Below are 26855 nucleotides of genomic sequence, written 5' to 3'. Positions count from 1 at the left end.
TAAGGCCCCATGAACAACCTATGACCAATAGAAGCAACTTTGTTCAATTACTTTTGGAAAAAAATATATTCCGTAAAAGTCTGAAAAAGTTATAATTAGAATGTAAGATTAAAAAAAACAATAAAATTTTTGGGACATTCATTCAGTAAGTTGTTCTAAGTATAAAGGCAGCAATTATAAATGTCTTTAAAAATAATAAGTGTAACCTTAATGCTAAAAAACAATTTAATTATGAAAATGTTTAAACCTCTCATGTTTGTCTTATTAGGTTTATTTTTAACCATAACATCATGTAGAACAGAAGATGATTTAAGTATCGACCCACCTGCAGAATCCACTTTAGAAGCTAATTCAGCTTTAGCGAACCAGATTCAAAGAGTTGCCATGAACGATGGTTCTGTAGATAATATCGTTTACAATGCAAACTGTTTTACGATCCAACTTCCAATTGATCTGACCATAAATGGTACGGAACTAACAATTACCAATATTGATGATTACGATGATCTTGAAGACCTGCTGGATGAATTTGACGATGACGACGACATTATTGACATCGATTTTCCCATCACCATTGTTTTTGCAGATTATACAGAGTTGGAAGTCAATAGTCTGGACCAATTAGAAGATTATGCAGATGATTGCAACGATGAAAATGAAATTGATGATGACATCGAATGTTTGGATTTTGTATACCCCATTTCAGCGTCTATATTTAACACCAATAATGAAGTTATTGCCACATTGACCTTTACCAATGATTATAATCTTTATGAATTTATAGATGATATAGATGAAGATGATTTGATTGGTTTTGAATTTCCTATAAGCATTATAGTTGCTGATGGATCTGAAATTATAATTCACGATTTTGATGCCCTGGATGATGCCATAGATGATTATGACGATGATTGTGATGAGGACGACGATTATGATTATGGTGATGACGACTGTAATGATTGTACGCCAAGCCAATTAACATCTATTCTAACCTCATGTTCTGGTTGGTATATTGACGAATTGGAACGAAACGACGATGATCTTGAAGATAACTTTTCGGGCTATAGTTTTAATTTCTTAGCAGATAATACCGTAACAGTAACTTGGAATGAAGATTCAGCCAATGGTACATGGACCGCAAGTGGAACAGGAAATAATATTACTGTGGTCTTTTCAATTCCAGGTTTGGATGATATTAATGATACCTGGTATTTAGACGAAATTGAAAATGATGATGATGATGATGATGATGGGGTTGAAGTGAGCTTTGAAATCGGTGATGATGACGAACTGGAGTTCCAAAACAATAATTGTAACCCATAATTAAACAAGGCTTTTAATTATTCACCACAACAAAATCCCCTTAGCTTACTTATAGATAGTTAAAACCAACCACATAACTAGTTGTGGTTGGTTTTTTGTTTTAAGAATACCCAAAAAATACGATTTACTACATTCGGTTGAAAAGACGGATATGCCACAGCTTCAGTTGATTATTTCTAAGCCTGCCTATATTTCGGATTTCGTGAAGTCCCAATAATGGTTAAAGCCATATTGTATTGTGTGAATTTCTGGGATATATCGACTGCAAGTCTTATCTGTAGACTAAAAAAAATCAGAGGAAGATTTATTTCGAAGAGATTATTTTATCAAACTCTTGATGGTACGAGTTTCCAAGTAAATTCAAGCCGATATTTATGGTGTCATTTAATATCTCACTTGAGATGTTTTCTGCGACCATACCAATAACATGCAGATGCTCCCTTAATCCATTTTTTAAGGTCAGACCTTGTTTAATTTAGCCTGTTCTTTAATCAGTAGTTCTATTTCCGTAGTTGGGACCTTTTGGTCAAACTTTATCTGAATGGTTTTCTTGCCCGTTTTATACCCTTTCGCATGAAGGGTTTCACGAACATCATCCGTTAAAGAATCGATGCCAAAACTTACGTGCTTTTTGGCCAGCGAAAAGCCAGCAAGAATACCGTGATATTTGTAAATAGGCACATTCCAACTGATGCCGCTTTCAGCAGTTGGCGCAGTAGTTTCAATCAGCTTTTTAAGTTCAATCATCACTTCTCGTGATTCAATGGGAGAATTATCGATAAACTCATCTACTGTTTTTGGTTTAAAATTTTCCATATTTATTGTTTTTCTACTCTTTTAAATCAAGTTTTTCTACCTATCCAAATCAATCGCTTGTAAAATGTAATATTCAAAAATATCATCTTTAAAATCTTTAGGATCACTCAGTCTTAAGTTCAACGATTTATTACCAACCCCTTCCAATAGATTGTATTTGTCTTCAAACTGTTTCCCGTCTGTAAATGAGAACGTAATCCCTTTTTTAGTAGGACTCACCGTGATGATAATGCTGTTGTGCCGATACACTGGAACGCCATAATACTTCTCGGTTCCTCCGCGCATTTCCTCTTTTAGCATTGGGAATTTTGCATTAATCAAGCCCTTAAATTTTGAGAAGATAGGCTGGTACTCTTCCTTGATTTTATCTTCTATGAATTGATTGATGGTACTCATTAAGTATTTAATTTTGGAATGATTTTATTTTATGCGATGAAACGTAAATGCTACTTAATTTGCGATTCAATATACCGATCTAAGTTTTCAAGCCCTGCAGTAAATCCTTCTTTGAAGCCCATACTGATGATGGTTTCTAAATCTTCCAATAGGTCAAATTGAATTTTAATATGTACAACAGCAGTATCACCTTTGGCTACAAATTCATTATACCATTTAACCCTTGGTTTGGTATCGCTTATCACAGCATTTTCATCACAGAAGGCATCCAAACCCGAAAAACTCTTTAAGGGCACTATTTTTTCAAAATCGAAGAGACACCAATGTTGTTCGCCTTGTGGCCCGGCCATGTAGTAATGCCATTGGCCACCTTCGGTGAAATCCATGGATTTCGTGATTGCTTTATAAGGTTTGGGTGCCCACCATTGTTCTAAAATTTCGGGTGTTGTCCAAGCTTTCCAAACTAAATCTTTCGGGGCGTTGAATGATCGCGCTACATTTATTTGCTTGTTTTCTTTATCTACTTTGAAGTTGAATAAAAAAGATTTGTTCATGACTGTTTGTTTTTTAATTGATTTAATACGTTGTCCAAATTATCGAAACGGTTTTCCCAGATTTTTCTGAATTGCTCCAACCAGAGATCTATTTCCTTCATTTTATCAATTTTTAGTTGATATTGAATCTCTCTACCTTGTTGGTTTGCCTCTACTAGTTCACATTCATTTAAAATTTGAATGTGCTTGGAAATTGTAGGTCTGGCCACATCGAAGTTGGAAGCAATGGCACCTGCGGTCATTGATTGTGAAGCGAGCAGTACCAATATGGCCCTTCTAGTTGGGTCGGAAATGGCTTGAAAAACATCTCTTCTTAGTTTCATTGCGAAGTTATTTGACTACAAATATAAATGAAGTCATTTAGCTACGCAATAAAAACATCTTTTATTTAAATAATAAAACATAAACAATTAATAATTAGTGTGTTATATACATCGGTGGGTGAGGGAGGTGTGGAACGAACCATTGCGGTATTCGCTAAATCCTAATCCAAAATATTGACAATTTACTTTTTTTATAACCCGAACTGCCTTAAATGATGATCTGTGTGTTTGTAGACCAAAACTCCAATTTGGTCTCTGCTCATTTTTCCAAAGAAATCGTGAATAAATCTTGGATTGTTGTAATTTTCATACGCTTTTATAAGTGCAATCCATTCTGATTTTTCTAGTTCCATGTCCCCATCAAACGCCTTAACCTTAAATTGGTCGGATGTGGGAATGTTCTTGTCCAATGGTTTATCGTTTTTTATCATTCGGTTCAAGGCTATTTTGCCAAATAATTTTCCCATAAACGCCTGTTTGTAAATGTGGTCTTCTGTTCCAAGCATCCAGCCATTCCAATAGGTATTGTGTTTTAGCATTTGACTAACATTCATTTTACCCCATTGCGCTTTACTCTCTTCGTTTATTTGCTCAATTCGCAGAATCAACTGTTCTCTTGTGTTTTGGTCGAAGATGCTTTTCATATTTATATTTTAATGCTTTATGAGGTAATTACTTTTATGTTCATTCCTTGGAATACATAAAATTCAGAATAACAATCAGGGTACTTTACTCCAAATTCAATTGCCAAGAAACTCCAAACCGATCTTCTACAAAAGCAAATTGTTTGCTAAAACCGTAATTGTCTAAGGGCATTTTTACATCCCCATTTTCGGATAGCCTTTTAAAAAGCTGTTCAATTTCTTTATCATTTTCGCATTCTACCCAATTGGATACCGCAGGGGTAAAAGTCCATTCGTGTTGAATGAAACTATCGCTACAAATAAACTGCTTACCGTTTAACTCAAATAAAGCTTTTTCAACGGTTCCTTCTTTCCCTGGTCCATCTTTTCCGTAGCGATGTATTTCAATCACTTTCGAATTATCGAATAAATCGATATAAAAATTCATTGCTTCTTCAGCGTTGTTGTTTTGAAATGTTAGAAAAGTTGTAATTTGTTGTTTCATCATATTGATTTTATACGCTGTTTTAGTTTTCGCAATAGTTCTTCAATCGAAATAAGAACATTGCCCAATTGTAATTACACCATCGGTAAAAATCGGTTCTTTCTCTCCAATCAAAATGTTTAAGAGTAACTGTTGTTTTATTACCTTTCTCTAAAAGCTCAAATGATACTTTTGTTCCTACCCATTCCTCATCAGAAGCGATACATTCCCAAACAATTTTGTTGTTCTCCTTTAGTTCAATTATTTTGAACTTTGTAATATATCCTTCATCAAAATCAAACTCGTTAACAAAGCCAACTTCTGGTTTTACTATTAGTTTCTTTGTCCAAACGTTTCCCAAACCTTCTTCTGAGGTAAGTGCCTTATACACTGTTGCAATAGGTGTTTTGACGTAGTTGACGATTTCTATGCTTTCCATCCTATTCGTATATTATTTCTTACTTCCATATTTATGAATCAATAGCCAGTATTTATTTTTTCTCTCGGTTGTGTTTAACTAATTGTTCAATGGCTCCAATTTCATTACTAGAATTGTAAGCATCATACCAAAGTTGTCCTTCTGGGTCAACTGCCAGGTCGCCTAAATAAAACTTAATTTTTGTCCCTTTACTGGTTTCGACTAAGTGAAACTCATAAGTGACAGCTTCTTTGGGAACTTCCGTTTTCCAACTAATGTCCTGCATAGAAATCACCAATTTTTGATTTGGGACAAAGTGTATGACTTTCCCTGTTAGGTAAACAATATCTTTATCGTTTCTCCATTCAATTTTACTACCTAAACCAAAGGAATTTTCATCTGTAGCTTTACCAGGAACAAACATCCATTCCTTGAAGTATTTAGGTGTTGTAATTACTTTCCAAATCTCTTTGGGATTAGCTTCTACGACTTGTTCTTTAATTATAATTAGAGCGTTTTCCATTATTTTATCAATTAGTGTTGTAAAGCAAATTGAATTTATGCCCATCTGGGTCGGCAAATACGCAAACAATAAATCCGTTTTTATCATAGAACGCTTTACGGTCTGTATTCGAGTCGAATAAAATTGTTCCTCCCGCTTTTTTTATTTCATTTACCCAAGTATCATATTCAACCTTACTTTCAACTGATAAAGAAAACATCACTTCATTCCCTTTTTTTAGGTCTGATAATTCTCCTTCGATACTTGTTTTCAGTTTCTCTTTTTTAAAAAAGTGAATTACAAAATCATCATCTCCAAACAAGAAACTCACCAAATCATCAGCAGGATGGCCATTTAATTTGAACCCTAATTCCAAGTAAAAGTCTTGAGTTCTTTGGATGTTTTCTACTTCCAGGTTTGCCCAAATGTTTGTAGGTTTCATACTGTTTTATTTTGGTGTATATTCTACTAAAAGATTACCCGATTTAAATGATTTGGTGTGTGTTAAACTCAAATCCATTTGGATTTTAAAATTCGGAAACAAAGGGTTTCCAGTTCCAAGAATTACGGGATTAATCATTATACGGAATAAGTCTATTAACTCATTTTCAATCAGTGCTTCAGTCAAATTGGCACTCCCAAAAATCAAAATGTCCTTTTCTGAACTTTTTTTGAGGTCGGAAACTACTTTTACAACTTCGTTACTATAAAGCCTTGTGTTTTCCCAATTTACTTCGTTCAGAGTCGTAGAAAATATAGTTTTAACCAGTCCATTCATTCTTCCAGCAATTTTTGGATCACTGGAAATGGCTTGTTTCGTTGGCCAATAATCAGCCATTAATTCATAGGTTTTTCGACCGAAAATCAAATGGTCTGCATCATTTAATTGTCCAAGGGTGAACTCGTTGAATTCGTCATCAACATTATGCCAATCCAATTCTCCATTATTATCCGCAAAAAAACCATCAAGGCTCATCATATTAAACAAAATAAGTTGTCCCATTTATTTCTTCTTTCTGAATTTTTAAAATGACTCCTTACGACAACGAATGAAACCCAATGGAATTCCCTTCGCTGTCCATTATGATGGAAACAAATCCGTGTTCACCAATAGACATTTTAGATTGAATGATTTTGCCGCCGTTTTCTTCAACACGTGATTCAAGTTCTTTGCAATCTTCACAACCAAAATACACAATACTGCCATTGGCAGAAGGTTCTGTACCTTCCATTTTTACCAAAGCACCGCCGGATCCATGATTTTCCATATCATCTGGGAAGAGCTTCATTTTCATACTACCACCGGTTGGATCCTTCATGTCTTCAAAAGTAATTTTGAAAACACTTTCGTAAAAAGATGCAGCTCTATCTAAGTCGTTCACATATATTTCAAACCACACTACGGGATTGTGCTTTTTCATTTTGTTAGTTTTACATGATTATGAATACAAAACTCAGAAAATGAATTCACTAAAATCTTGCCATAGGACAAGTTCTAAGTCTGCTGCAAGATGTCTTTTCTTATTCTGCTTAAAGAAGTGTCTGTAATGCCCAAATAGGTGGCGATGTATTTAAGCGGGACGTCCTTAATAATTTGGGGTTTTTTATTCATCAAACTCAAATATCTTTCAGAAGCACTTTGTGTATGCATGCTTACCGCACGGCTCTTCGCTTCAAAAAGTTGGTTGGTCATCCACGTTCGTCCCCATTCGGTAAACCCTCCAATAGTGCTATATAAATTTTGAAAGGCATTGAAATCAATTTCCCATACCTTGCTGTCTGAAAGTGCCTGTATCGTCTCTTTTGATGGAACACGAAGAAATAGGGAGGCAACATCAATTAAAATATCGTTGGAGTCAAAAAAATCAGTTGTAATTTCATTTCCGCTATAATCAATGAGGTATGATCTAAACATACCTTTTTCTATAAGGTAATAAGCATTGCTCATGCTCCCTTCCTTGAGAATTGTATCGTGTTTTTTAAAGGTAACTTGCTTATGTGCTCCAATGATGGACTTTAAGTCCGCATCACTAATAGACGGATGATTATATATATTTCCGAAAAAGGAATCCTGCATTGCTTTTCATTTTTCTTAAAAATAAGAAAAAGAAATACCACAGTAACCTTACTTTAATGATAGGATTATGAATTGCACGGACTTTTACATTAGTGTCACCTAATTGGTAACAAAACGTTCTTTCAGTTTTCTGAAAAGATGTTCTTGTTGGAGCTTTTTCAAATTGTTTTTTTCTGTAAAACTTACATAGGTCAATGATGCTCTTTTTAATTCTGATTGAATTTCATTGCTATCCAAAATTTTATTCCCTTCAAAATGGAGTAAAAAATAGATTATCCGTTTTAATATATTTTCAGCTTTTTCGTATTGATGTAGCTCTTCATAAGTGTTCGCAATATTATTACAGGAAATAATGTAAATCTGTAAGAACGGGATACCTACACGAATACAATCGGCAAAATTAGTATTTAATACTTCTGCCCTGTAGAGTGCTTCTTCGTAACCTGTTAAAGCAGCTTTAAAGCTCCCTTTATTAAATAACTCATTAGAGTCAGTAGTTTTAATTTTCCAATAATTTTCAATGTGCTGTATACAAGGATCACTCATTTTTATTTTAGGTTTTGATTTGCAAAATCCCAATTCACGATATCCCAAAAACTTTCTACAAATTTTGGGCGGGCATTGCGGTAATCAATGTAATAAGCATGTTCCCATACATCCAGCGTAAGAATAGGGGTCTTGCCCTTGGTCAATGGTGTGTGGGCTTCTTTCATAGGAATAATTTCCAAAAGCCCTGCTTCGTTTTGTGCCAACCACGCCCAACCGCACCCAAATAATTTTATGGCCGTTTCGGAAAAGGATTGTTTAAACTTCTCAAAACTGCCAAAATCACGATTGATCAACTCTGTTATTTTACCGTTTGGAGCTTTACCGCCGTTCGGAGAAAGGCAGTGCCAAAAAAAACTGTGGTTCCAGTGTTGTGCAGCATTGTTAAATAACGCAGTGTTGTTTTCCGCAAATGCTACTTTAATGATTTGTTCCACGCTCATTTCGGACAATGATGTGTCTTTCACCAGTCCTGCAAGATTGTTTACATATGCTGCATGATGCTTACCGTAATGGTAATCAAATGTTTCTTCTGTAATTATAGGGTTCAACGCATTCTTATCAAAAGGCAGCTCAGGCAATTGTTGTGTTATTTTCATTTTCATTATTTTGAAAGCAAAACTAATAAGTTAGAGTGTTCTAACAAAATTATTTTATCATATTTTAAGTTGTTAAAGTAAATAGGAGGTATGATTTATATATTTGTAGTATGAACTCATTGGTAGAAGAAAATTATCTCAAAGCCTTGTTCTCTTTGTCAAATGGCGATGGAGAAGTGAATGTTAATGATCTTTCCAAGCATTTGGAGATTAAAATGCCTACTGTAACGAGTATGATGAAAAAATTGGCAGCAAAGAAGTTGGTACATTATAAAAGCTACAAACCATTACGACTTACTGCAAGGGGAAGAAAAGAAGCAGCCTTAGTAATCCGTAAACATCGCCTTACCGAAATGTTTTTAGTAGAAAAAATGGGGTTTGGATGGGAGCAAGTTCACGAAATAGCGGAACAGATAGAACATATTAAATCCCCCATTTTTTTTTCCAAAATGGACGAACTGTTGGATTACCCCAAATTTGACCCCCATGGCTCTCCTATTCCGGATATAAATGGAAAAATTACTGGGAAGGCATATCGTAAGTTGAGCGAATGTAATGAGGGGGATACAGTAAAAATGGCTGCGGTTATCAATACTTCAGATGAGTTTTTAAAATTCTTGAATAGTAGAGAAATACATTTAGGATTGAAAATAAAAATTAATTCTGTTGAACCGTTTGATCATACGATGGTGGTGAGTTATGAAAATCATTTGTCAGAAAGCTTAAGTCACATGGTGTGCGAACGCTTGTTGGTGGAAAAGGAATAAACCCGTTTAATTTTAATATCATTTGCCAGGCCCAGGAAATTTCTACATCGTCATTTCAATCATCGTGTTTAAGGATTAATAAATCGGATTCCTATACTTTCACAGTAATAACATGGAGTCAGATTATAGTTTACTGTCATTTTGAATCGCCCGAAGGGAGCGTGAAAAATCTAGATTTCTCCAAGGTAGCTAGGCTCATCAGGTTAAAATGACGTATACATAGCTGGTGTCTTTTTACAAAATCATGAGTACTGCAATGGCTACCTGTATTATATTCTTGTATTAAAATGAACAAAAAAGAGTTAGATGCTGTAGTGTATATCAGCACCTAACTCTAACTCTCTTCAACCTACTGTTTCTAATCTTCTAAATACCCAAATTTCCCTTTGTTAAAATCGTTGAAAGCTTCTTGTAGCTCTTCTCGTGTGTTCATTACAAAAGGTCCGTGTGCGGCAATGGGCTCATTGATAGGTTCGCCGCTCAATACCAGTACAACGGCATCTTCAGTCGCTTCTATTTCAAATTTTTCACCATCATTGGCCATTAAGGCCAAATGGTCAGTAGGAGCTTCTTCCGTTCCATTCACCACAATGTTTCCTTCCAAAACAAGTAGCAAGGTGTTGTAATGGGCTGGATATTCAAATTCAGCTTTGCCACCTTTGTTGAGTTTGGCGTTCAACATATGGATTGGTGTAAACGTTGAAGCCACTCCTTGGGTGTTTTTATATCCTCCGGCAATCACTTCAATAGTACCAGCGTTATCTTCAATGTCGTAGCGACCGATATCATCATATTTGATGGCTTGATATTTTGGAGCGCTCATTTTGTCCTTTTTGGGCAAGTTTACCCAAAGTTGCACCATCTGAAAATCGCCCCCTTTTTTACTCCATTCTTCTTCGTGATATTCTTTGTGCAATACGCCGCTTGCCGCTGTCATCCATTGCACATCGCCTTCGCCAATAATGCCACCTCCGCCACTGCTGTCGTGGTGCGCTACCTTTCCTTTGTACGCTATGGTCACGGTTTCAAAACCTCTGTGAGGGTGCACACCAACGCCTTTTGGTTTGTCTGATGGCGGAAATGAATAGGTTGAATTATAATCCAACATAATAAACGGGTCCATACGTTTCATATCCATTCTATATCCGCTTGGAATAAAGTTGTGCACTCTAAAACCGTCTCCAACAAAATGTGGTTCTCTTGGACTTGCAATCAATTCTACTGTTTTTGTTTCCATATCCATTAATTTTTATAGCACAAATGTACTTGGAGAAAAAGGGCTGTGCATTGATGTATGGTAAGAGCCTATTTTTTGAAGTTCTTTTGGGCCAATTCTTTACGTACGCGACTTAAACTTTCAGGTGTAATGCCCAAATATGAAGCAATCATTGTTTGCGGGACCCTCAAAAGTATGTCGGGGTAGGTTGCTATGAACTGTAAATACCTGTCTTCTGCAACTGCGCTCAAGAGCAGATTGATCCTGTTTTGTAATTGACGGATATGATTGTGAAGCAATCGGTTATTAAAGTGGGTAAAGTTTGGGATTTTATCTGAAAGCATTTGGATAAAATCCTCATCTATCATGGCCACCGTACTATCCTCCAAGGCTTCAATATAATATTTTGAGGGTTGGTTGAAATAAGCACTTTCCCGATCTGTTACAAACCAATTTTCAGGAGCAAAAGATAGAATGTGTTCCTTACCCTTGTTGTCAATGGAATATTGTCTCAACAACCCTTTTTCAACAAAAAAAGTGTGTTTGCAATGTTCGTTTTCACGCAATAGGAACTGATTTTTTCTCACTTCTTTAACCGTGCAAGATTCAATTAACGATAAAATTTCCGCTTCGTCAATATCAAAGTTTGAAGTCAAAAATGTTTTTAAACCAGTTCTAATCATTGTGTAGTATGAGGGATGTATTGCCTACTACGTTAAAGATATGAATTCGTTTTAATAATTAATATTGATCTGTCAGTGTAAAAAACCAAGATTCCTAAACAGGTCGCTACGGGTCTCTTATCGAAATGCCACTTGCTTTGCAAACATAAGGTGATTTGGGGGTGAATGTCTAAGGGGTGAGGTTTCGTTATCGTCTGAGCTAAGCGTAGTGCGGTTGTAAGGAAACTTTTCGTTTCCGTCTGCGCACTAAGCTAAAGCTTATTGTTTTGCTTTTTCTTTTTTTGTCCAAAGCTAAATCCATAAGATTTAGCGACTACATAAAAATACACAGACCTTTCGGTTTTGCCCTAATGACCGCATTACGTTTAGGTTCTGTTGTAAACAGTTATTTAATGAGATAAACAGTCGTTTTATATTTTTCATATTTTCTTAAGTCCACCTGTGAGAATTTTGGATTTTCCGAAGAATAGTAGACATCTACCTCATATCCTATACAATTCTTATTCTTATAGCAATCAAAATATTCAACTCCAACTGTCCCATCGTATTTTTTATTGTCCACAATATATTCGTAACCAATGGAATATCGGGCCATATTAATGAATTCGAAATCCGTTATCTTTCCAGCCACATGTTTTTTATTCGTCTTTACGCTGTAGTCTTTTAATAAATGATAGGTAGTTGTTCCAATAATTGCGATTGCCAGAAGTCCGAATATGAACTTTTTCCAAAAAGGATTTTCCTTAAATTTTTCCATTAATGATTTTTGGTCGTGCAACGTATTTTAAGGTAGTCATAATTGTTTACAACGTTTAGGGCTATGAATCCGTTTTAATGATTTATAGCTAGCGATAACGAAGTTCGAGGATTTTTTGCTAAATAACAACGGGTGAATGATACCGTTATCCCCTAATTATCAACACAAAAGCCTTTTGGTTATAAAGAAACAGGTTTCCTACGTTCATAGGAATGGCATGGTGTTGTTTTAAGGTGATTTTAAACCGTCCGTAGGGAGTGTGAGAAATCTATTCTAGTACTAAGATTTCTTAATCGCCCTATGCGCCTCATGTTGTAGCGACAAGGGATTACTGGGATTGTTTATTGGGTTGGGCCTAAAATTAAAAAGAGGCTGTCTAAAAAGTATTAAAATACGTCAACCTGAACTTGTTTCAGAATCTCATCACATTGACAAATAAAGTATTATGAGAACCTGAAACAAGTTCAGGTTGACAAAAACAGACTTTTTAGACAACCTCTCTAAGAAGATTTGCTTATTTGCTCCATTCATATTTTTTAAAACCACTGTCCAACGGGGTTTCGGCAATATGATTGGTATAATTACTGATGGTTTTTTGGGCAAGTCCAAGAATTATTTCAAACAATTGTTTTTGTCCATATCCAGCACTGTAAAAGGCATTGATTTCAGCATCGTTTACATTTCCTCGGTTTCTGACCATGGACAATGTCATTTTTCGCAATGCTTCCAATTTTTCTGAAGGTAATTCTGTTTCATTTCTCAGTGCTTCGGTGATCGCATCATCAACTTGCATTGCTTTAGCGATTGCGGTATGGGCCGGAACACAATAATGGCATGCGTTTTCTACATTTAAAGCTTGCCAAACCACGGTTAACTCGTCTTTATCAAAAGAGGTGTTCATAAACAATTGGTGCAGCTTTTGATACCCCTCCAATAGTTCTGGGGATTCGGCAAGAACACCATGCAAATTTGGCACGTAGCCATTGGCTTTTTTTGAACTTTCTAGAAATGGCTTACTTTTTTCAGGCGCAGATTCAATAGTGTGTATTGTTGTTGTTTCACTTGTGTTTGTTGTACTCATAGCTATTATTTATTTGATTTTAAAATAATGAATATATCTAAACAATCGTTTAGATATGGGTTAAAAAAAAGTTATAATCTTAAAAAGATGTTTTCAATATAATTGTTTACTTGGGTTCTAGTAAAAACTCGCGTGGCTGATGAAAGACCAAATATTGACACAATTAAATAATCAGCTTGCTGTTCCACTAGGCTTTCATTTTTTTGAGAATTTTTTCGGAGTGCTTCAGCAAAAACCGCTCTCACATGCGCAGTAAAATTTTCTAGTGCTGAAATTATTTTCTGATCGCCACATGTACCAATTTCATTGGCGGAATTCGTTATCAAACAACCTTTTCCAAAATCATTCTCTTTTGAGAAATCAATAAAGTCGTAAAAGTATTGTTTGATGCCATCAATACCGTCGGTAGCGTTTTCCAACTTATTGATCAATAGGTTCAACTTTTGTTTGTAGCACTTCAAACTTTCCAAGAAAACCCCATTTTTGTTTCCAAAACTGGAATAGATGGAAAATTTATTGATCCCCATTTCTTTTTCCAGCATTTGCATTGAAGTGGATTTAAACCCATTGACCCAAAAAAGGTTCATGGCTTTTTCAATTACTTCTTGCTCATTATATGTTTTAGTTCTTGACATAATTTCTAGAGCACAAAACTAAACAATCGTTTAGTTAAAAAAAATGTTTTAACTTTTGTTTCAGTTTTACCATGATCAAAAAGCGTTTAAAGGGCATAACTAGACATTACCACCTTTTGAACCAAACCAATTGATCTACGATTGAATAATGCTACAATGCTTTTAAGAAGTTGCCCAAATCTATTTCTTTTTCAAGCCGAAGCCTTTTCTTCAAACGATATATGGATTTAAGAATACTATCGGGCAATACGTACTTGGTGGTGGAAATCTATTTGGTCGCTATTTCTTTTTGGCCTCTACCAATTCCAGCTGATCTACGCTTACATTGGTGGTGAACATACCGTAGTTCACGGTAGCTTTACCTTTTTCCAGGGTATCTATGCTGCCTACGGCCTTACCGTCCATTAAACGTACACGGTCGCCCACTTTAAAAACAGGGCGAGGTTTGTTCTTTTGGGCCTGTATCTCTTTTTTCTTTTGAACTTTTTTATTTACACGGACTTTTTTGATCTTTTGCTCCAATTCTTGGGCAACCTGTTTTTTCTCTTCTTGTTTTGCCTTTGCTTTTTTAGCTGTGGTTTTTTTGCGCTTGCTGTTCTCCGTTTCCACAATCCTGAGCATTTCGGAAATCAATGGCCGCTTTTTATTGTCTATAAAGTATTTTTCAGCAGCAGTGTTCACCTTATTTCCTAGTTGAATCATACGCTGGTTGTGGTCGTACATTTCTTGGTAGCTCTCCAATTTGGATTTGATTTTGGAATTGAGTTGCTCCATTCGTTCCGATTCTTCACGCGCCTTGGTTTCCTCTTCCTTCAATTTAGAGCCGGTTTCTACCATTTTACTTCGCTCTTTTTGCAACTTGGCAATAGTAGCATCAAACCGAACCTTTCCACGTTCAATTTTTTTCTTCGCTTTATTGATCAAAGAGTAGGGAATGCCGTTCTTTTGGGCGACCTCAAACGTAAAAGAGCTCCCGGCTTCACCTAGTATCAATTGAAAAGTAGGTTCCAACGTTTTAGAGTTAAACAGCATGTTGGCATTGGTGGCATGTGGCAGTTCGTTGGCCAAAGCTTTTAAATTGGCATAGTGGGTTGTGATTACCCCATAGGCTTCGCGCTCATAGAACACTTCCAAAAATGCTTCTGCAAGCGCACCTCCCAATTCGGGGTCACTTCCAGTTCCAAACTCATCTATTAAGAACAAAGTTTTGTCGTTGCATTTCTTTAAGAAATAGTTCATGTTTTTGAGCCGGTAACTGTACGTACTCAAATGATTTTCAATGGATTGATTATCTCCAATATCTGTCAAAATCTTATCAAAAAAACAGACCGTACTACGCTCGTGGACTGGAATCAACATGCCACTTTGAAGCATTACTTGAAGCAGTCCGATTGTCTTTAATGTGATACTTTTTCCTCCGGCATTAGGGCCGGAAATTACGATGATCCTGTTCTCTTTTTGCAGCTTTATGGTCTGCGGCCAGGTTTTTTCATTTTTCCTTTTATTGGAAAGATATAGTAACGGATGGAATGCATCTCTGAGATAAAGTTCTTGCTCTTCATTAATGTCGGGCAAGACTGCATTCATTTCATTGGCATACTTGGCTTTTGCCGAAGTGATGTCAATCTCGGAAAGATGTAATTGATACGCTCGTAACAACTTCAAATAAGGTCTTATCTCGTCAGTAAGCATATTTAGGATGCGCTGGATCTCTTCTTTCTCCTCAAACTCCAAATTACTGAGTTCTCTAGTGTAAGCCAAAGTGGCTTCTGGCACAATGTATACGATACTTCCAGTCTTGGAAGTCCCCATAACGGTGCCTTTTACCTTTTTGCGGTGCATGGCCTTTACCGCCAAAACCCTACGGTTTTCCATTACCGATTCACGGATTTCATCCAAAAAATCCGAAGATTGGTAACGACCTAGCGCAGCACTGAAACTTTGATTGATCTTACTGCGCACTTCATTGATTTGGCTACGAATATATCGCAGCTCATCTGAAGCGGAATCTTTAATTTCACCAAACTTGTCAATAACATTATCTATGGCAATTGGAATTTCTGGATGTAGCTCCAATGCACTTGTCTTTTGATGAAGTAGCGGGTAGTATTCCTTGAACTTTCTAAAGAATTTCTGATGAATGGCCACTGTTTTGCAAATACTACCAATTTTACGGAAACCAGAAACCTCCAAAGTGCTGTTGTCAATATTTAACAGCCCTAGTTCACTATTGATTTGGTCAAAGCCATGATTTGGAATACGGTTGTCGTTGGAATAGGAGGCCAAATATTCAGAAGTTTGCCCAAGAACCTGCATCAATTCATCTTTTTTTGGTAAAGGATGAATCTCTAAAGCATGTTCTTTTCCCAACTCAGTAATGCACCTTGCCGCAATCTGGGTCAATACTGTTGGAAATTCGAGATCTTGAAGTGTTTTTGGGTGAATGTTCCGCATCTTTTTCTGCTAGCAGCGCAAATATAGGATTTTGATGTGTTTTTGGGGGTGGACAGCTTGGTAAAAACAATCCGCATTGTGTACTTTTGATATATTGCTTTAAACGCATCACAATGAGGGGAGACAATACTGTGATCTATATTATCGCTGGGGTTATTATACTGCATTTTGTGGCGGGCATTGGATATTTGATCTATAAACTCACAAAAAAGAAGTAGCCTTAGCACATGGATGTGAACATTGAGCCCAGTTGGAAAGTAAAATTGCATGATGAATTTGAGAAACCGTATTTTCTTCAACTTATAGAATTTGTAAAGCAGGAATATCAGCAAAATACCTGCTACCCAAAGTATGAGGACATTTTTTCAGCCTTTGATCACTGTCCTTTCCAAGAAACTAAAGTCGTTATTATTGGTCAAGACCCGTACCATGGGCCCAATCAGGCCAATGGACTCTGCTTTTCCGTGAAAGACGGCATTAAGCATCCACCGTCATTGGTAAATATTTTTAAGGAAATCAAAGTGGATATGGAAAAGCCATATCCAGAAAGCGGCAATTTAGAACGCTGGGCAAATCAAGGGGTATTGCTATTAAATGCAACCCTTACCGTTCGAGCACATCAGGCTGGGAGCCACCAAAAAAAGGGATGGGAGCAATTCACCGATGCGGTGATAAAAACGGTTTCCTCAGAATTGGAGGGTGTTGTTTTTTTGCTTTGGGGCGGATTTGCCAAGAAGAAATCATCATTAATAGATAAAAGTAAGCACCATATATTGACTTCAGGACATCCTTCGCCATTAAGTGCCAACCGTGGGCTGTGGTATGGCAATCAGCATTTTAGTAAAACAAATACGTTGTTAACCCAAATGGGTAAAGAGCCCATAGATTGGTAGCGTTATGCTGATGCAATAGTTGGATGTTATTTCCAGAGAAATGTTTCCGGGGATTTTACCTCGTCAATTAATTTGAGGTCAAATAACCTAGATTGAACTTCATTTACCGTTTGCTCGGATAATTGTTTTTGCCCCCAAGTGGTTTTGGAAAGCCATTCTTTAATGTCTTCCAGTTTTTGCCCGTATCTATTGGAAAGTGTTCTATCAATACTGGGGATTTGTTTAAATTCGATGGAGTAGGTATTTATTACTTCCAGGATGTGCTTGACCACCCCTTCATTTTCTTTCAAAAATCCATCTGAAGCAGCGATCACAAAACAAGGCCAAGGGGTAGGGCAGTCGCCCACTCGTTTAAAAGTTCCATTGTCCACAAGAGGTTTTGTGGTAAAGTGTTCCCACATAAAATAGGCATTGGAGCCATCTGTTAAGCTTTCCACAGCGCCATCTAGATTATTAATGATTTCAAACTCGAGATTCTCGGTGTTCCATCCTTGATTTTGCGCATTGATATAGGCCATTAAATGGCTTCCGCTGCCCATTCGGCTAATGGCCACTTTATCATCCTTTAGGGACTTTATAGAATCTCTTTCACTGTTCGCATCTACATGAATGCCCCAAAGCAGGGGAGAGGAAATGTATTCTTGAACAATTTTGCTCGGATTGCCCTGTGAGATACTTTTAATGATACCTTCGGTAAGGATAATGCCTAAATCCGCTTCTCCATCCTGAAGCATCTGGGTCATTTTTCCTGTTCCTTCGGGGATATCGGTCCATTCCATTTCAATACCTCTGTCCTCGAAAGCATTGTCTTCCATGGCCAAGTGCCAAGGGAGGTTAAAATGTTCTGGAACACCTATTATCTTTACCTTTTTCATACGTCTCGTTTCTTTATGCTTTAAAAATATGATTCCAACTGGTATCTTTCAAAAAAAGTGGCTCTAAAAATTATACCAGTTGACTATCAGCGATACATTTCAAGGTGTATTGAATCAGTTCATCAATGGTCTTATGCCCCTGATCGGAAAATTCCCCTGTAGCTCGGTTGGCCAATATTGCATTGAGTGAAACCGCACGGTGCCCAAGTAGCTTTGCGATACCGTAAATGGCTGCGGTTTCCATTTCAAGGTTGGTGATTCTTATATTCCCATGGGAAAATTCGGATAACTTCTCATTAAAATCTTTAATAGTGGGCGCCAACCTCAATACTCTTCCCTGTGGGCCATAAAATCCTGAATTTGTTCCTGTTGCGCCAAATCGTATACGATTTGACTTAAAAATAGTGCTTAAATCCTTGTCTACATCCACGGCGTATGGGTGTATATTGTACTTGCTCCAGCCTAAGTATGCCGCGAGGGCTTGTTCCAGTTCCATGTTCTTGATGTGTCCACAGTCATAAAAGTGCATTAGGTTATCAAAGCCAATGCCTACGGAACTGATTAAAAATGAGTCCACGGGAATATCCGCTTGTAAAGAACCGGATGTACCGACCCGTATAAAATTTAGCTTGGTCGTATTGGTTTTTGCCTGTCGCGTGGTAAAGTCTATGTTGGCTAAAGCATCCAACTCATTAAAAACAATATCTATATTGTCTGTTCCGATGCCGGTTGATATGACAGAAATACGTTTACCGGAAAATTGACCGGTATGGGTAACAAATTCACGCTTGCTTTTTTTTACTTCAATGGAATCAAAGTATTTGGACACCTCCTTTACGCGTTGAGGGTCACCTACAGTAATAATAGTGGAGGCAATATCTTCGGGTAGAAGGTTAAGATGGTATATGCTCCCATCAGGATTCAGAACAAGCTCCGAACTACCCAGTGATGAGCTCATATTATAATTTAAGGATTCGGTCTGTTTCAGTATTGTACAAGAAGTTATACTTTAAGGAGCCGCCTAAATATAATTGATTATCACGTATTTCCGAATAGTAATTTGCTTCCTGTTTTAACACGTTCAACCCTTTTTTTGTCAATTTGACAGGGTCAAAAGAACTAAATAGTGGTTTTAGGGAAGAAAGCATCCGTTCATACTGGGTATCACCAAAGCCATAATAACCTTGGTTTGTCAGCAATTTATGCATCAACTCATTTTTGGACTCAGGTTTTTCTTTTTTAACTAGCTCCAAAATATGGTTCTCCAAATCGTTGAGCCCATTTTTAATGGTCGGGAATCGCTTTAAATGCGTTTTAAGTGCATCCGATAGGTACTCAAATTGAAAATCGTTGTTGGCAATCTGGTTTTCCAATCGGATAGGGTTGTCGCTACAATATAGTTGCCAAATGTAATCGGCATATTCTATGTCGTCCTGTGACAACACTTTTCTTTCATCGTAAAGCTCCAGTAATTTCTCATCACTAAGTTCATTGAGACCGTATAGTTTGTCGGAATCGTCTTCTTTGCCGCTGCATACCAATGAAATCTCGGCATGTCTCCTGTGTGTTTTCAGCCAGCTTAGAACCGCCAGCATATTTATTTGGCAAAAAAGGTCATATTCGAACCATAGTACGATATGATCTTGCTGCTTGTGATTGCAAAGCGATCGATATTCCTTTAGGGTTTTTTCAATGAACCAAGATTTGGAGACTTTGTAATTTTTGTTCAAGAATTCGAACCTTGTTTTCCAAAAAGATTCGCTGCCCACGGTGGAAAGGGTTTTTCCTTCGCATAGCATTTCTCTCCAAGTAATTACATCTCCTTTTAGTTGTAAAGACTGTAGTTTAGTCGTGAAACTGTCCCCGTTGGTTATGTGCAACAGTGATTTCATTTTCAGCTCAATTTCGTTGGTTAGGAATATTAAAAGTAAGGTTTAAAGCAAGAACACAAAAATTTTTTCACAAAACATTGGTATTTGGGCCAAGTTTTTAACATGTATAAAAAACTTAATCGGAATATTGTGGAATCGGCAGTTATCCGCCCACACGCTTCACTGAAAACCCATTCTGCTTAAGAAAATCCATGATTTTACCCCTGTAATCCCCTTGAATAATAATAGTTTCGTTTTTATAGCTTCCACCTACTCCCAATAGTGTTTTAAGGTCTTTTGTCAGTTTTTTAAAATCGGTATCGGCTCCGTTATATCCTTCCAGTATAGTTACAGGTTTGCCCTTTCTTTTTTCGTATTTACAGATAATGGGGTCGTCCTGTAGCCAATACAAGGGCTTTTCTTTTTCGTTTGAAGGCTCTTCCTCCGAAACATGGTCGGGAAATAGGTTTTTTAACTGGTCTCCAAGGTCCATGGTTACTTTTTTATAAGTCCTAAATCTATTAATCTTTCGTGTAAATATTCTCCCGCAGTTATATCCTCAAACGCTTTGGGGTGCTCACCATCAACACAGCCTTCCAGACAATTTAGGGGCATATCGCTAACAGGATGCATAAAGAAAGGAATGGAGTAACGGGAAGTGCCCCATAGCTCCTTAGGCGGGTTGACCACTTGGTGTATGGTCGATTTTAATTTGTTGTTGGAAAGTCTGGACAACATATCCCCAACATTGATCATTAATTGGTCGGGTTGGGCAATAGCATCTACCCAGTTGCCATTGTGATCCTTAACTTGAAGCCCTTTTCCGTGTGCCCCCATGAGCAGTGTTATTAGGTTGATGTCGCCATGGGCGGCGGCTCTCACGGCATTTTTTGGTTCTTCCTGTATGGGCGGATAATGGATGGGTCTTAAAATGGAGTTACCGTTTTTAATATAGTCATCAAAATAGGTTTCTTCCAGGCCTAGGTGCAAAGCAAGGGCTCTCAGTACATATTTTGCGGTTTTCTCTAACATTTTATAGGTTTCTTTTCCAACCTTGTTGAAGGAAGAAAGTTCTTTTACCATAACATTGTCCGGGTATTCCGCTTCTAGTTCCGGGTTGTCTTCAACATATTGGCCAAAATGCCAAAATTCCTTAAGATCACCCTCTTTTTTGCCTTTCGCATGCTCTTTTCCAAAGGAAGTATATCCTCTTTGGCCTCCAATGCCTTCAATTTCATAGTGGTCCTTGACCTCTTGCGGTAGTTTAAAGAACTTTTTTATTTCCGTATAAAGGTTTTCCACCAATTCATCAGATAAAAAATGTCCACCTAGTGCCACAAAGCCAATGTCTTCGAAAGCAGTACCAATTTCCTTTACAAATCTTTCTTTTCTTTTAGGGTCACCCGAGATAAAGTCTTCTAGGTTGACACTTGGGATAGCGCTCATATTACAATCTTTGGAATAGTATCAAAAATAGGGAATATTGACGAAGGATATAAAATTTTAAAGCATTTTGAAGGGCTTTTTACTACTTTTAGCCAACAGAATTTTATTGTATGAGGTATCATATTGGCGACTTGGAAGAACAAAAGTTGCTGGATTTGTACACAGGAATGCTGAAGCCAAGAATGATTGAGGAGAAAATGTTGATTCTACTCAGGCAGGGCAAAATTTCCAAATGGTTTAGTGGAATAGGTCAGGAGGCAATCTCGGTCGGGGTTACCAAATCACTCAAGGAAAATGAGTATATCCTGCCCATGCACAGAAACTTAGGGGTTTTTACTTCCAGAAACATTCCGTTAAATCGACTTTTCGCGCAATGGCAGGGCAAACAAAGTGGTTTTACCCAAGGTAGGGATCGTAGCTTTCATTTTGGCACTCAGGAATACAAAATTATTGGGATGATTTCACATTTGGGGCCTCAATTAGGGGTGGCCGATGGTATTGCTTTGGCAGATATGTTGCGGAGAAAGAGGCGGGTAACTGCTGTTTTCACGGGTGAAGGCGCAACCAGCGAAGGTGATTTTCATGAAGCATTGAATGTGGCTTCCGTGTGGAACCTGCCTGTGTTGTTCTGTATAGAAAACAATGGGTACGGTCTTTCCACACCAACCAGGGAGCAATATAACTGTGAACATTTGGCGGATAAAGCCAAAGGATACGGTATTGAGTCGCGAATAATTGACGGAAACAATATTTTGGAGGTGTATGCTAAAGTGGATGAGTTGTGCAAGGCCATACGTAGGCGTCCGCGACCTATATTGATAGAGTTCAAGACGTTCAGGATGCGTGGGCACGAAGAGGCAAGTGGTACCAAGTATGTCCCAGAGAAATTGATGAAAGAATGGGAGGGGAAGGACCCTATTGCCAATTATGAAAGTTTCCTACTGAAAGAAGGAGTGCTTACAGAAGAATTTATAGCAAGTGTCAAAGAGAAAATTTCAGAAGAAATCAATACAAATTTGCAATTGGCTTTTGATGAGCCAGAGGTTTCTTGCAATGAAAGTAAAGAGTTAAAAGAGGTTTACAAACATTTTGATTACGAGCATATTGAATCAGAATCAAATAAACTTGAAAACATACGTTTTGTAGATGCCATTTCTCAAGGTTTAGAACAATCCATGTACCGTTACAACGACCTAATCATCATGGGTCAGGATGTTGCGGATTATGGAGGGGTTTTTAAAATTACCGAAGGTTTTGTGCCCAAATTCGGTAAACGTCGGGTAAGGAACACGCCCATTTGTGAATCGGCAATTGTGGCCACAGCCATGGGATTGTCCATCAATGGAATGAAAGCCGTTGTGGAAATGCAATTTGCCGATTTTGCAAGTTCAGGCTTCAATCCTATTGTTAACTATTTGGCTAAAGTGCATTACCGCTGGAACGAAAAAGCAGACGTGGTTATACGTATGCCCTGCGGTGGTGGAGTAGGTGCGGGACCTTTTCATTCCCAAACCAACGAAGCGTGGTTTACCAAAACCCCGGGGCTCAAAGTTGTGTACCCAGCATTTCCGTTCGATGCCAAAGGATTGTTGAACACAGCAATTAACGACCCAAATCCTGTGCTCTTTTTTGAGCATAAAGGTTTATACCGAAGCATTAGAGGTGATGTCCCTACGGATTACTATACCTTGCCTTTTGGGAAAGCCAATCTTTTAAGAGAAGGAAAATCCATTTCCGTAATCACCTATGGTGCCGGGGTACATTGGGCATTGGAAATTCTAGATAAATATTCAGAAATAGATGCGGATGTAGTGGACTTGAGAACACTTCAGCCGCTTGATACCGAAACCATTTTTAATTCGGTAAAGAAAACCGGAAAATTGATTGTACTTCAGGAAGACACTTTGTTTGGAAGTATAGCCAGTGATATTTCTGCATTGGTAATGGAAAACTGTTTTGAATATTTGGATGCCCCCATTAAACGAATAGGAAGTTTAGAGACACCCGTACCTTTCGCGAAGTCACTGGAAGCGAATTTTTTACCTAAAAATCGGTTTGAATCAGCCTTACTTGAACTGTATCAATACTAATTTTTACTCTATCGCAGTTAAAGTAAGGCGGTTAACCTTTTTTTTAATAATTTAACAACTATAAATACGTCCCCAAACGTATATTTTTGAACATTAACTTTAATACTTATGATGAAACAATCAGTACTTATGATTATTGTGATGGGACTTATGCTCTCATCGTGTTCTGTTTCCAAATCAGCAAGAACACAGCGAGATTTATTTAGTGGTACTTGGAATCTGGACAATGTTTATTACGAAAATAACACTGGCAACTTTAAATCTACCATCTTCAATGATGTGGAGGATATCTGTTTTGAAGACAGTGAATGGTTCTTTCGCGACAACAACAGCAGCGGACGCTACACTATAGGCCAAAGCTCCCTTTGCCAAGGCGGAGACCGATTTTTTAGATGGTCCGTTGTGGAGCCGGAACAGAATTACCAAAGCCAACTTCAATTTAAATTTATTGACGAAAACCGAAAGGATATCTCCGGGGGGTATGGCTACCGTTTGAACATTGTAAGTTTATCCGAACAATCCATGACCCTTAATTCCAATGTTTCGGTTGATGGACAACCCGTGACCATAGTTTACAAATTCTCAAAAAAATAATTACATGAAAAATATAGCATTAAAAGGGGCAACAGCTTTTTTAGCGTTGACCATGATTATTGGTTGTGATGCAGTTAAGAATGCAAACAACACACAAAAAGGCGCTGCAATAGGTGCTGGTGGTGGAGCTGTTATCGGTGGTGTCATTGGAAACAATGTAGGAAATGGAAATACCGCCTTGGGCGCCATTATTGGTGCCGTCGTAGGTGGTGCCGCCGGAGGTTACATAGGAAACCGGATGGACCGACAGGCAGAACAAATTGAACAAGAAATTCCTGGTGCCGAAGTGCAACGGGTTGGTGAGGGAATCAATGTAACCTTTAGCGGGGAAAATGGTGTGTATTTTGATACCAATAAATCCGATATTAAAGGGGCCTCCGCTGCAACTTTGGACAAATTGGCCGGTATTTTTATGGAATATCCAAAATCCAACGTATTGGTAGAAGGACATACCGATAGTGATGGCGCAGCTGAATATAATATGGGACTATCCCAACGTAGGGCGCAGGCAGTAACTAGCTATTTGGTGGCCAAAGGTATTTCCAGCGGACGATTCACTACCAAATGGTATGGTGAAGAACAGCCCATTGAAACAAATGAGACTGCGGCAGGTAAAGCGGCAAACAGGCGAGTTGAGCTTGCCATTGTTGCAAGTGATGAGCTAAAAGAGGAAGCTCGCGAGCAAACGGAAAACTAAATACTTCGCTCAATAATAAGCTAAGGCCCGATACAATCGGGCCTTTTTTATTTCCAGATGTTAAATAAACCATTAAAAATGGGTTAAATCAGCGGTGGTTTAATAGAAGTTATGTAACTTAAAGCTAGTCAAATGTTTAAAGTTATAATCCTCGTAGCCCTATGGATAACATTGTCCAAAACCATCTTAAAGATCAACAAGAATTGCTAGTGCGGATAGAACGGAACCATAGAATGGTGCAACGCTTATCCGAAAAGCTGAACTCTTATACTTATGAGCCTAAATGTCCAGAGAGATTTGAAAAATATTACCAATTGAATAGGAGTATTCAAAAATATTACAAGAACCATAACAGTATAATGTCCAAAATAAGGCAGGGAAAATTTAATATGGAATTTACCGATTTAGGAATAATCGATGAACATTTAGAGCGCTTTAAAAAACTGGAAAGCGAGTTTGCCGCATACCTTCTTGATCTTAAGATGCCCCTCTGACTTTAGGGTTGCCACACATTACTTAAAATTACATGGACAAGGTTATTTTCTCCATCAACTATCCGTAATTTTGCAGGATAGTTAATCAATCTTAAAAATGGGAAAATCCTCAAACTCCGCCCTTGTTGTTTTGGCTTTCTTTGCTATATACGTTATCTGGGGCTCCACCTATTTGCTGAACAAGATTGCTGTAATGGAGTTGCCCCCTTTTATGCTCGCAGCTTCTCGTTTTACAATAGCGGGAGTCTTTATTTTTCTGTTGGCAAAAATAATGGGAATATCACTTCGGATTACTCCAAAACAATTGGGAAATACCATAATTGCCGGAGTACTGTTTTTAAGCATCGGAAATGGATTGGTCGTCTGGGCCCTCCGTTACGTGGATACGGGTTTTGCTGCACTTGAAATATCGTCCCAACCCCTGATAATACTATTAATGATGCGAATACTTCAGGGCAAAAAAATTAAGCCCATGTCGGTGGTCGGCGTTGTTTTGGGGGTAATTGGTATTTATTTATTGGTGAGTCAAAAACAAATTATTGCTCAGGAAGAATCCATTGTGGGCATGGTTATGATTTTCTTTTGTATGCTTTGCTGGTCGTTCGCCAGTCTTTTTGTAGCACGGGCAGACTTGCCTACCAATTATTTTGTGAATACAGGTTACCAGATGTTCTTTGCAGGTATTGTTTTGGCGTTGATGAGTGTTGGTTTTGGGGAAGAATGGTCTTCTCCGTTATTGTGGAGCGGTAAGGTGCAAGTATCCATGCTGTTGCTTGTGTTTTTTGGAAGTATCGTGGCATTTACATCCTTTAACTATCTTTTAAAAACAGTTTCACCTGAAAAAGTGGCCACATCTACATACGTTAACCCGATTGTGGCCTTATTACTGGGCTGGTATTTTTTGGATGAAAAGATCACATTACAATCCATTATCGCTGCATCTATTCTACTTACAGGGGTATATTTTATAAATACCAAAAAAACCTTGGCCATTTTTGAACGCTTCAAACGTTAATGCACCGTTATTTAACTCGGAATTGTTTTTACTATTTTGTAATTTGTAATAAGTTAATAATCAAATAAATGAATTCCATAGTAAAAATCACAGCATGTATCTTACTATGCCTAACAATAGGATGTGTATCCAGTAAAAGCAAGGCAACTCCGGAAGAAATAACTGTCTTGGAGAATATGATTGCCAACAAACACTTCGAGGTTCGTGCCAAATGGGCACAGCCGATGGCCTCCCAAAGCTTGAATAGTATTGCAAATGCCGGATTACTACCTCCGGGAAGTACCGCTTCCCAAATAGATGTCTCTGGAACTGGAGGATATTTTCGTATGAAGGGTGATAGTGTTATGGCCGACCTTCCTTTCTATGGAGAGCGCAGAATGGGTGGTTATTACAATCAGAACAAAACGGGAATTATATTCAACGGTATTCCTAAAGAGCTCACATTTTCTTCAAATAATAATGGAGCTGAACAAACCATGCGTTTTTCAATAAAAGAAAAATCTGAGGGTTATCAAGTACAAGCGCAATTGTATGCAAACGGTACAGCTCGACTTACCATTTCGAGTACCCATCGAACAACAATGTGGTACCAGGGCAATCTTTCCAAACATAAAAAAGAATGAAAG

35 protein-coding genes are annotated in these 26855 nt (G+C 37.7%); 9 read left to right on the top strand and 26 right to left on the bottom strand.

Annotation, left to right across the window (positions count from 1 at the left end; translation table 11 throughout):
* The first annotated feature begins 252 nt into the window (after positions 1-252).
* Entirely contained in the window at positions 253-1323 is a 1071-nt protein-coding gene (locus MWU56_RS03120) for a hypothetical protein (protein ID WP_247042152.1), read from the top strand.
* 176 nt (positions 1324-1499) lie between these two features.
* Here the strand turns inward: MWU56_RS03120 and MWU56_RS16650 are convergent, their stop codons facing one another.
* The 15 genes from MWU56_RS16650 to MWU56_RS03050 all read right to left on the bottom strand — a co-directional run bounded on the left by MWU56_RS16650 (position 1500) and on the right by MWU56_RS03050 (position 8661).
* Positions 1500-1616, bottom strand: a complete 117-nt coding sequence (locus MWU56_RS16650; protein ID WP_410548927.1) for a DUF4180 domain-containing protein — start codon at positions 1614-1616, stop codon at positions 1500-1502.
* Between the two features lie 166 nt (positions 1617-1782).
* Complete coding sequence (locus MWU56_RS03115; protein WP_247042150.1) at positions 1783-2139, bottom strand: iron chaperone; 357 nt, start codon at positions 2137-2139, stop codon at positions 1783-1785.
* Positions 2140-2175: 36 nt separating this feature from the next.
* Positions 2176-2535, bottom strand: coding sequence for a DUF1801 domain-containing protein (locus MWU56_RS03110; protein ID WP_247042148.1), 360 nt, complete (start codon positions 2533-2535; stop codon positions 2176-2178).
* A 50-nt stretch (positions 2536-2585) separates the two neighbouring features.
* The gene (locus MWU56_RS03105; RefSeq protein ID WP_247042146.1) at positions 2586-3089 is read right to left on the bottom strand and encodes an SRPBCC domain-containing protein; all 504 of its coding nucleotides are present in this window, start codon (positions 3087-3089) and stop codon (positions 2586-2588) included.
* Complete coding sequence (locus MWU56_RS03100) at positions 3086-3412, bottom strand: metalloregulator ArsR/SmtB family transcription factor (RefSeq protein WP_247042145.1); 327 nt, start codon at positions 3410-3412, stop codon at positions 3086-3088. The genes MWU56_RS03105 and MWU56_RS03100 overlap by 4 nt, the downstream gene beginning before the upstream one ends.
* Positions 3413-3603: 191 nt before the next feature.
* Positions 3604-4056 (bottom strand): DUF1569 domain-containing protein, encoded by a 453-nt coding sequence (locus tag MWU56_RS03095; RefSeq protein ID WP_247042136.1) that lies wholly within the window; start codon positions 4054-4056, stop codon positions 3604-3606.
* Positions 4057-4141: 85 nt separating this feature from the next.
* A complete protein-coding gene (locus MWU56_RS03090; RefSeq protein ID WP_247042134.1) occupies positions 4142-4543 on the bottom strand; it encodes a VOC family protein in 402 nt (133 codons plus the stop codon).
* Positions 4544-4562: 19 nt separating this feature from the next.
* Positions 4563-4958 carry an SRPBCC family protein gene (locus tag MWU56_RS03085; protein WP_247042132.1) on the bottom strand — a complete coding sequence of 132 codons (396 nt, stop codon included), beginning with the start codon at positions 4956-4958 and terminating at the stop codon, positions 4563-4565.
* Positions 4959-5010: 52 nt separating this feature from the next.
* Positions 5011-5460 (bottom strand): SRPBCC family protein, encoded by a 450-nt coding sequence (locus MWU56_RS03080; RefSeq protein WP_247042130.1) that lies wholly within the window; start codon positions 5458-5460, stop codon positions 5011-5013.
* A 7-nt stretch (positions 5461-5467) separates the two neighbouring features.
* Positions 5468-5881 carry a VOC family protein gene (locus MWU56_RS03075; RefSeq protein ID WP_247042128.1) on the bottom strand — a complete coding sequence of 138 codons (414 nt, stop codon included), beginning with the start codon at positions 5879-5881 and terminating at the stop codon, positions 5468-5470.
* A gap of 6 nt (positions 5882-5887) precedes the next feature.
* Positions 5888-6442, bottom strand: a complete 555-nt coding sequence (locus MWU56_RS03070) for a dihydrofolate reductase family protein (protein WP_247042125.1) — start codon at positions 6440-6442, stop codon at positions 5888-5890.
* Between the two features lie 34 nt (positions 6443-6476).
* Positions 6477-6860: a VOC family protein gene (locus MWU56_RS03065; RefSeq protein WP_247042124.1), complete on the bottom strand. Its 384-nt coding sequence runs from the start codon at positions 6858-6860 to the stop codon at positions 6477-6479.
* A 74-nt stretch (positions 6861-6934) separates the two neighbouring features.
* Entirely contained in the window at positions 6935-7516 is a 582-nt protein-coding gene (locus MWU56_RS03060; RefSeq protein ID WP_247042123.1) for a Crp/Fnr family transcriptional regulator, read from the bottom strand.
* A gap of 99 nt (positions 7517-7615) precedes the next feature.
* Positions 7616-8062, bottom strand: coding sequence for a tetratricopeptide repeat protein (locus MWU56_RS03055; protein WP_247042121.1), 447 nt, complete (start codon positions 8060-8062; stop codon positions 7616-7618).
* A 2-nt stretch (positions 8063-8064) separates the two neighbouring features.
* Positions 8065-8661: a superoxide dismutase gene (locus tag MWU56_RS03050; RefSeq protein ID WP_262917771.1), complete on the bottom strand. Its 597-nt coding sequence runs from the start codon at positions 8659-8661 to the stop codon at positions 8065-8067.
* Positions 8662-8771: 110 nt separating this feature from the next.
* Between MWU56_RS03050 and MWU56_RS03045 the strand changes: the two genes are divergently transcribed.
* On the top strand, positions 8772-9428 hold the full coding sequence (locus MWU56_RS03045; RefSeq protein WP_247042119.1) for a metal-dependent transcriptional regulator: 657 nt from the start codon (positions 8772-8774) through the stop codon (positions 9426-9428).
* 358 nt (positions 9429-9786) lie between these two features.
* Here the strand turns inward: MWU56_RS03045 and MWU56_RS03040 are convergent, their stop codons facing one another.
* From MWU56_RS03040 to MWU56_RS03015, 6 genes are all read right to left on the bottom strand, one after another.
* Positions 9787-10665 carry a pirin family protein gene (locus MWU56_RS03040; RefSeq protein WP_247042117.1) on the bottom strand — a complete coding sequence of 293 codons (879 nt, stop codon included), beginning with the start codon at positions 10663-10665 and terminating at the stop codon, positions 9787-9789.
* A gap of 68 nt (positions 10666-10733) precedes the next feature.
* On the bottom strand, positions 10734-11327 hold the full coding sequence (locus MWU56_RS03035; RefSeq protein ID WP_247042115.1) for a Crp/Fnr family transcriptional regulator: 594 nt from the start codon (positions 11325-11327) through the stop codon (positions 10734-10736).
* A gap of 385 nt (positions 11328-11712) precedes the next feature.
* Positions 11713-12084 (bottom strand): hypothetical protein, encoded by a 372-nt coding sequence (locus tag MWU56_RS03030; RefSeq protein WP_247042112.1) that lies wholly within the window; start codon positions 12082-12084, stop codon positions 11713-11715.
* A 514-nt stretch (positions 12085-12598) separates the two neighbouring features.
* The gene (locus tag MWU56_RS03025) at positions 12599-13165 is read right to left on the bottom strand and encodes a carboxymuconolactone decarboxylase family protein (RefSeq protein WP_247042110.1); all 567 of its coding nucleotides are present in this window, start codon (positions 13163-13165) and stop codon (positions 12599-12601) included.
* Between the two features lie 71 nt (positions 13166-13236).
* The gene (locus MWU56_RS03020; protein ID WP_247042108.1) at positions 13237-13800 is read right to left on the bottom strand and encodes a TetR/AcrR family transcriptional regulator; all 564 of its coding nucleotides are present in this window, start codon (positions 13798-13800) and stop codon (positions 13237-13239) included.
* Between the two features lie 279 nt (positions 13801-14079).
* On the bottom strand, positions 14080-16254 hold the full coding sequence (locus MWU56_RS03015; protein ID WP_247042107.1) for an endonuclease MutS2: 2175 nt from the start codon (positions 16252-16254) through the stop codon (positions 14080-14082).
* A gap of 227 nt (positions 16255-16481) precedes the next feature.
* Here MWU56_RS03015 and MWU56_RS03010 point away from each other — a divergent pair, with 227 nt between their 5' ends.
* The gene (locus tag MWU56_RS03010) at positions 16482-17147 is read left to right on the top strand and encodes a uracil-DNA glycosylase (protein ID WP_247042105.1); all 666 of its coding nucleotides are present in this window, start codon (positions 16482-16484) and stop codon (positions 17145-17147) included.
* Positions 17148-17173: 26 nt separating this feature from the next.
* On the opposite strand, the gene MWU56_RS03005 is transcribed toward MWU56_RS03010, so the two are convergent.
* The 5 genes from MWU56_RS03005 to MWU56_RS02985 all read right to left on the bottom strand — a co-directional run bounded on the left by MWU56_RS03005 (position 17174) and on the right by MWU56_RS02985 (position 21339).
* Positions 17174-18022, bottom strand: coding sequence for a substrate-binding domain-containing protein (locus tag MWU56_RS03005; protein WP_247042103.1), 849 nt, complete (start codon positions 18020-18022; stop codon positions 17174-17176).
* A 70-nt stretch (positions 18023-18092) separates the two neighbouring features.
* A complete protein-coding gene (locus MWU56_RS03000) occupies positions 18093-18980 on the bottom strand; it encodes a nucleoside phosphorylase (RefSeq protein ID WP_247042102.1) in 888 nt (295 codons plus the stop codon).
* A gap of 1 nt (position 18981) precedes the next feature.
* Positions 18982-19914: a DUF1835 domain-containing protein gene (locus tag MWU56_RS02995; RefSeq protein WP_247042100.1), complete on the bottom strand. Its 933-nt coding sequence runs from the start codon at positions 19912-19914 to the stop codon at positions 18982-18984.
* A 142-nt stretch (positions 19915-20056) separates the two neighbouring features.
* A complete protein-coding gene (locus MWU56_RS02990; protein ID WP_247042098.1) occupies positions 20057-20386 on the bottom strand; it encodes a translation initiation factor in 330 nt (109 codons plus the stop codon).
* Between the two features lie 2 nt (positions 20387-20388).
* Entirely contained in the window at positions 20389-21339 is a 951-nt protein-coding gene (locus tag MWU56_RS02985) for an isopenicillin N synthase family dioxygenase (RefSeq protein ID WP_247042097.1), read from the bottom strand.
* A 110-nt stretch (positions 21340-21449) separates the two neighbouring features.
* Between MWU56_RS02985 and MWU56_RS02980 the strand changes: the two genes are divergently transcribed.
* From MWU56_RS02980 to MWU56_RS02955, 6 genes are all read left to right on the top strand, one after another.
* Complete coding sequence (locus MWU56_RS02980) at positions 21450-23429, top strand: thiamine pyrophosphate-dependent enzyme (RefSeq protein ID WP_247042095.1); 1980 nt, start codon at positions 21450-21452, stop codon at positions 23427-23429.
* Positions 23430-23537: 108 nt separating this feature from the next.
* The gene (locus MWU56_RS02975; protein ID WP_247042093.1) at positions 23538-24023 is read left to right on the top strand and encodes a lipocalin family protein; all 486 of its coding nucleotides are present in this window, start codon (positions 23538-23540) and stop codon (positions 24021-24023) included.
* A 4-nt stretch (positions 24024-24027) separates the two neighbouring features.
* Positions 24028-24720 carry an OmpA family protein gene (locus tag MWU56_RS02970; RefSeq protein ID WP_247042090.1) on the top strand — a complete coding sequence of 231 codons (693 nt, stop codon included), beginning with the start codon at positions 24028-24030 and terminating at the stop codon, positions 24718-24720.
* Positions 24721-24881: 161 nt separating this feature from the next.
* A complete protein-coding gene (locus MWU56_RS02965) occupies positions 24882-25214 on the top strand; it encodes a hypothetical protein (protein ID WP_247042088.1) in 333 nt (110 codons plus the stop codon).
* Positions 25215-25311: 97 nt separating this feature from the next.
* Entirely contained in the window at positions 25312-26229 is a 918-nt protein-coding gene (locus MWU56_RS02960) for an EamA family transporter (protein ID WP_247042085.1), read from the top strand.
* A gap of 68 nt (positions 26230-26297) precedes the next feature.
* Entirely contained in the window at positions 26298-26852 is a 555-nt protein-coding gene (locus MWU56_RS02955) for a DUF4251 domain-containing protein (RefSeq protein WP_247042084.1), read from the top strand.
* The last annotated feature ends 3 nt before the right edge of the window (positions 26853-26855 follow it).

This window comes from Allomuricauda sp. F6463D, from assembly GCF_023015965.1.
GTDB lineage: Bacteria > Bacteroidota > Bacteroidia > Flavobacteriales > Flavobacteriaceae > Flagellimonas.
The sequence above is the reverse complement of the archived record's forward strand: the minus strand, read 5'-3'. Positions and strand labels throughout refer to the sequence as shown.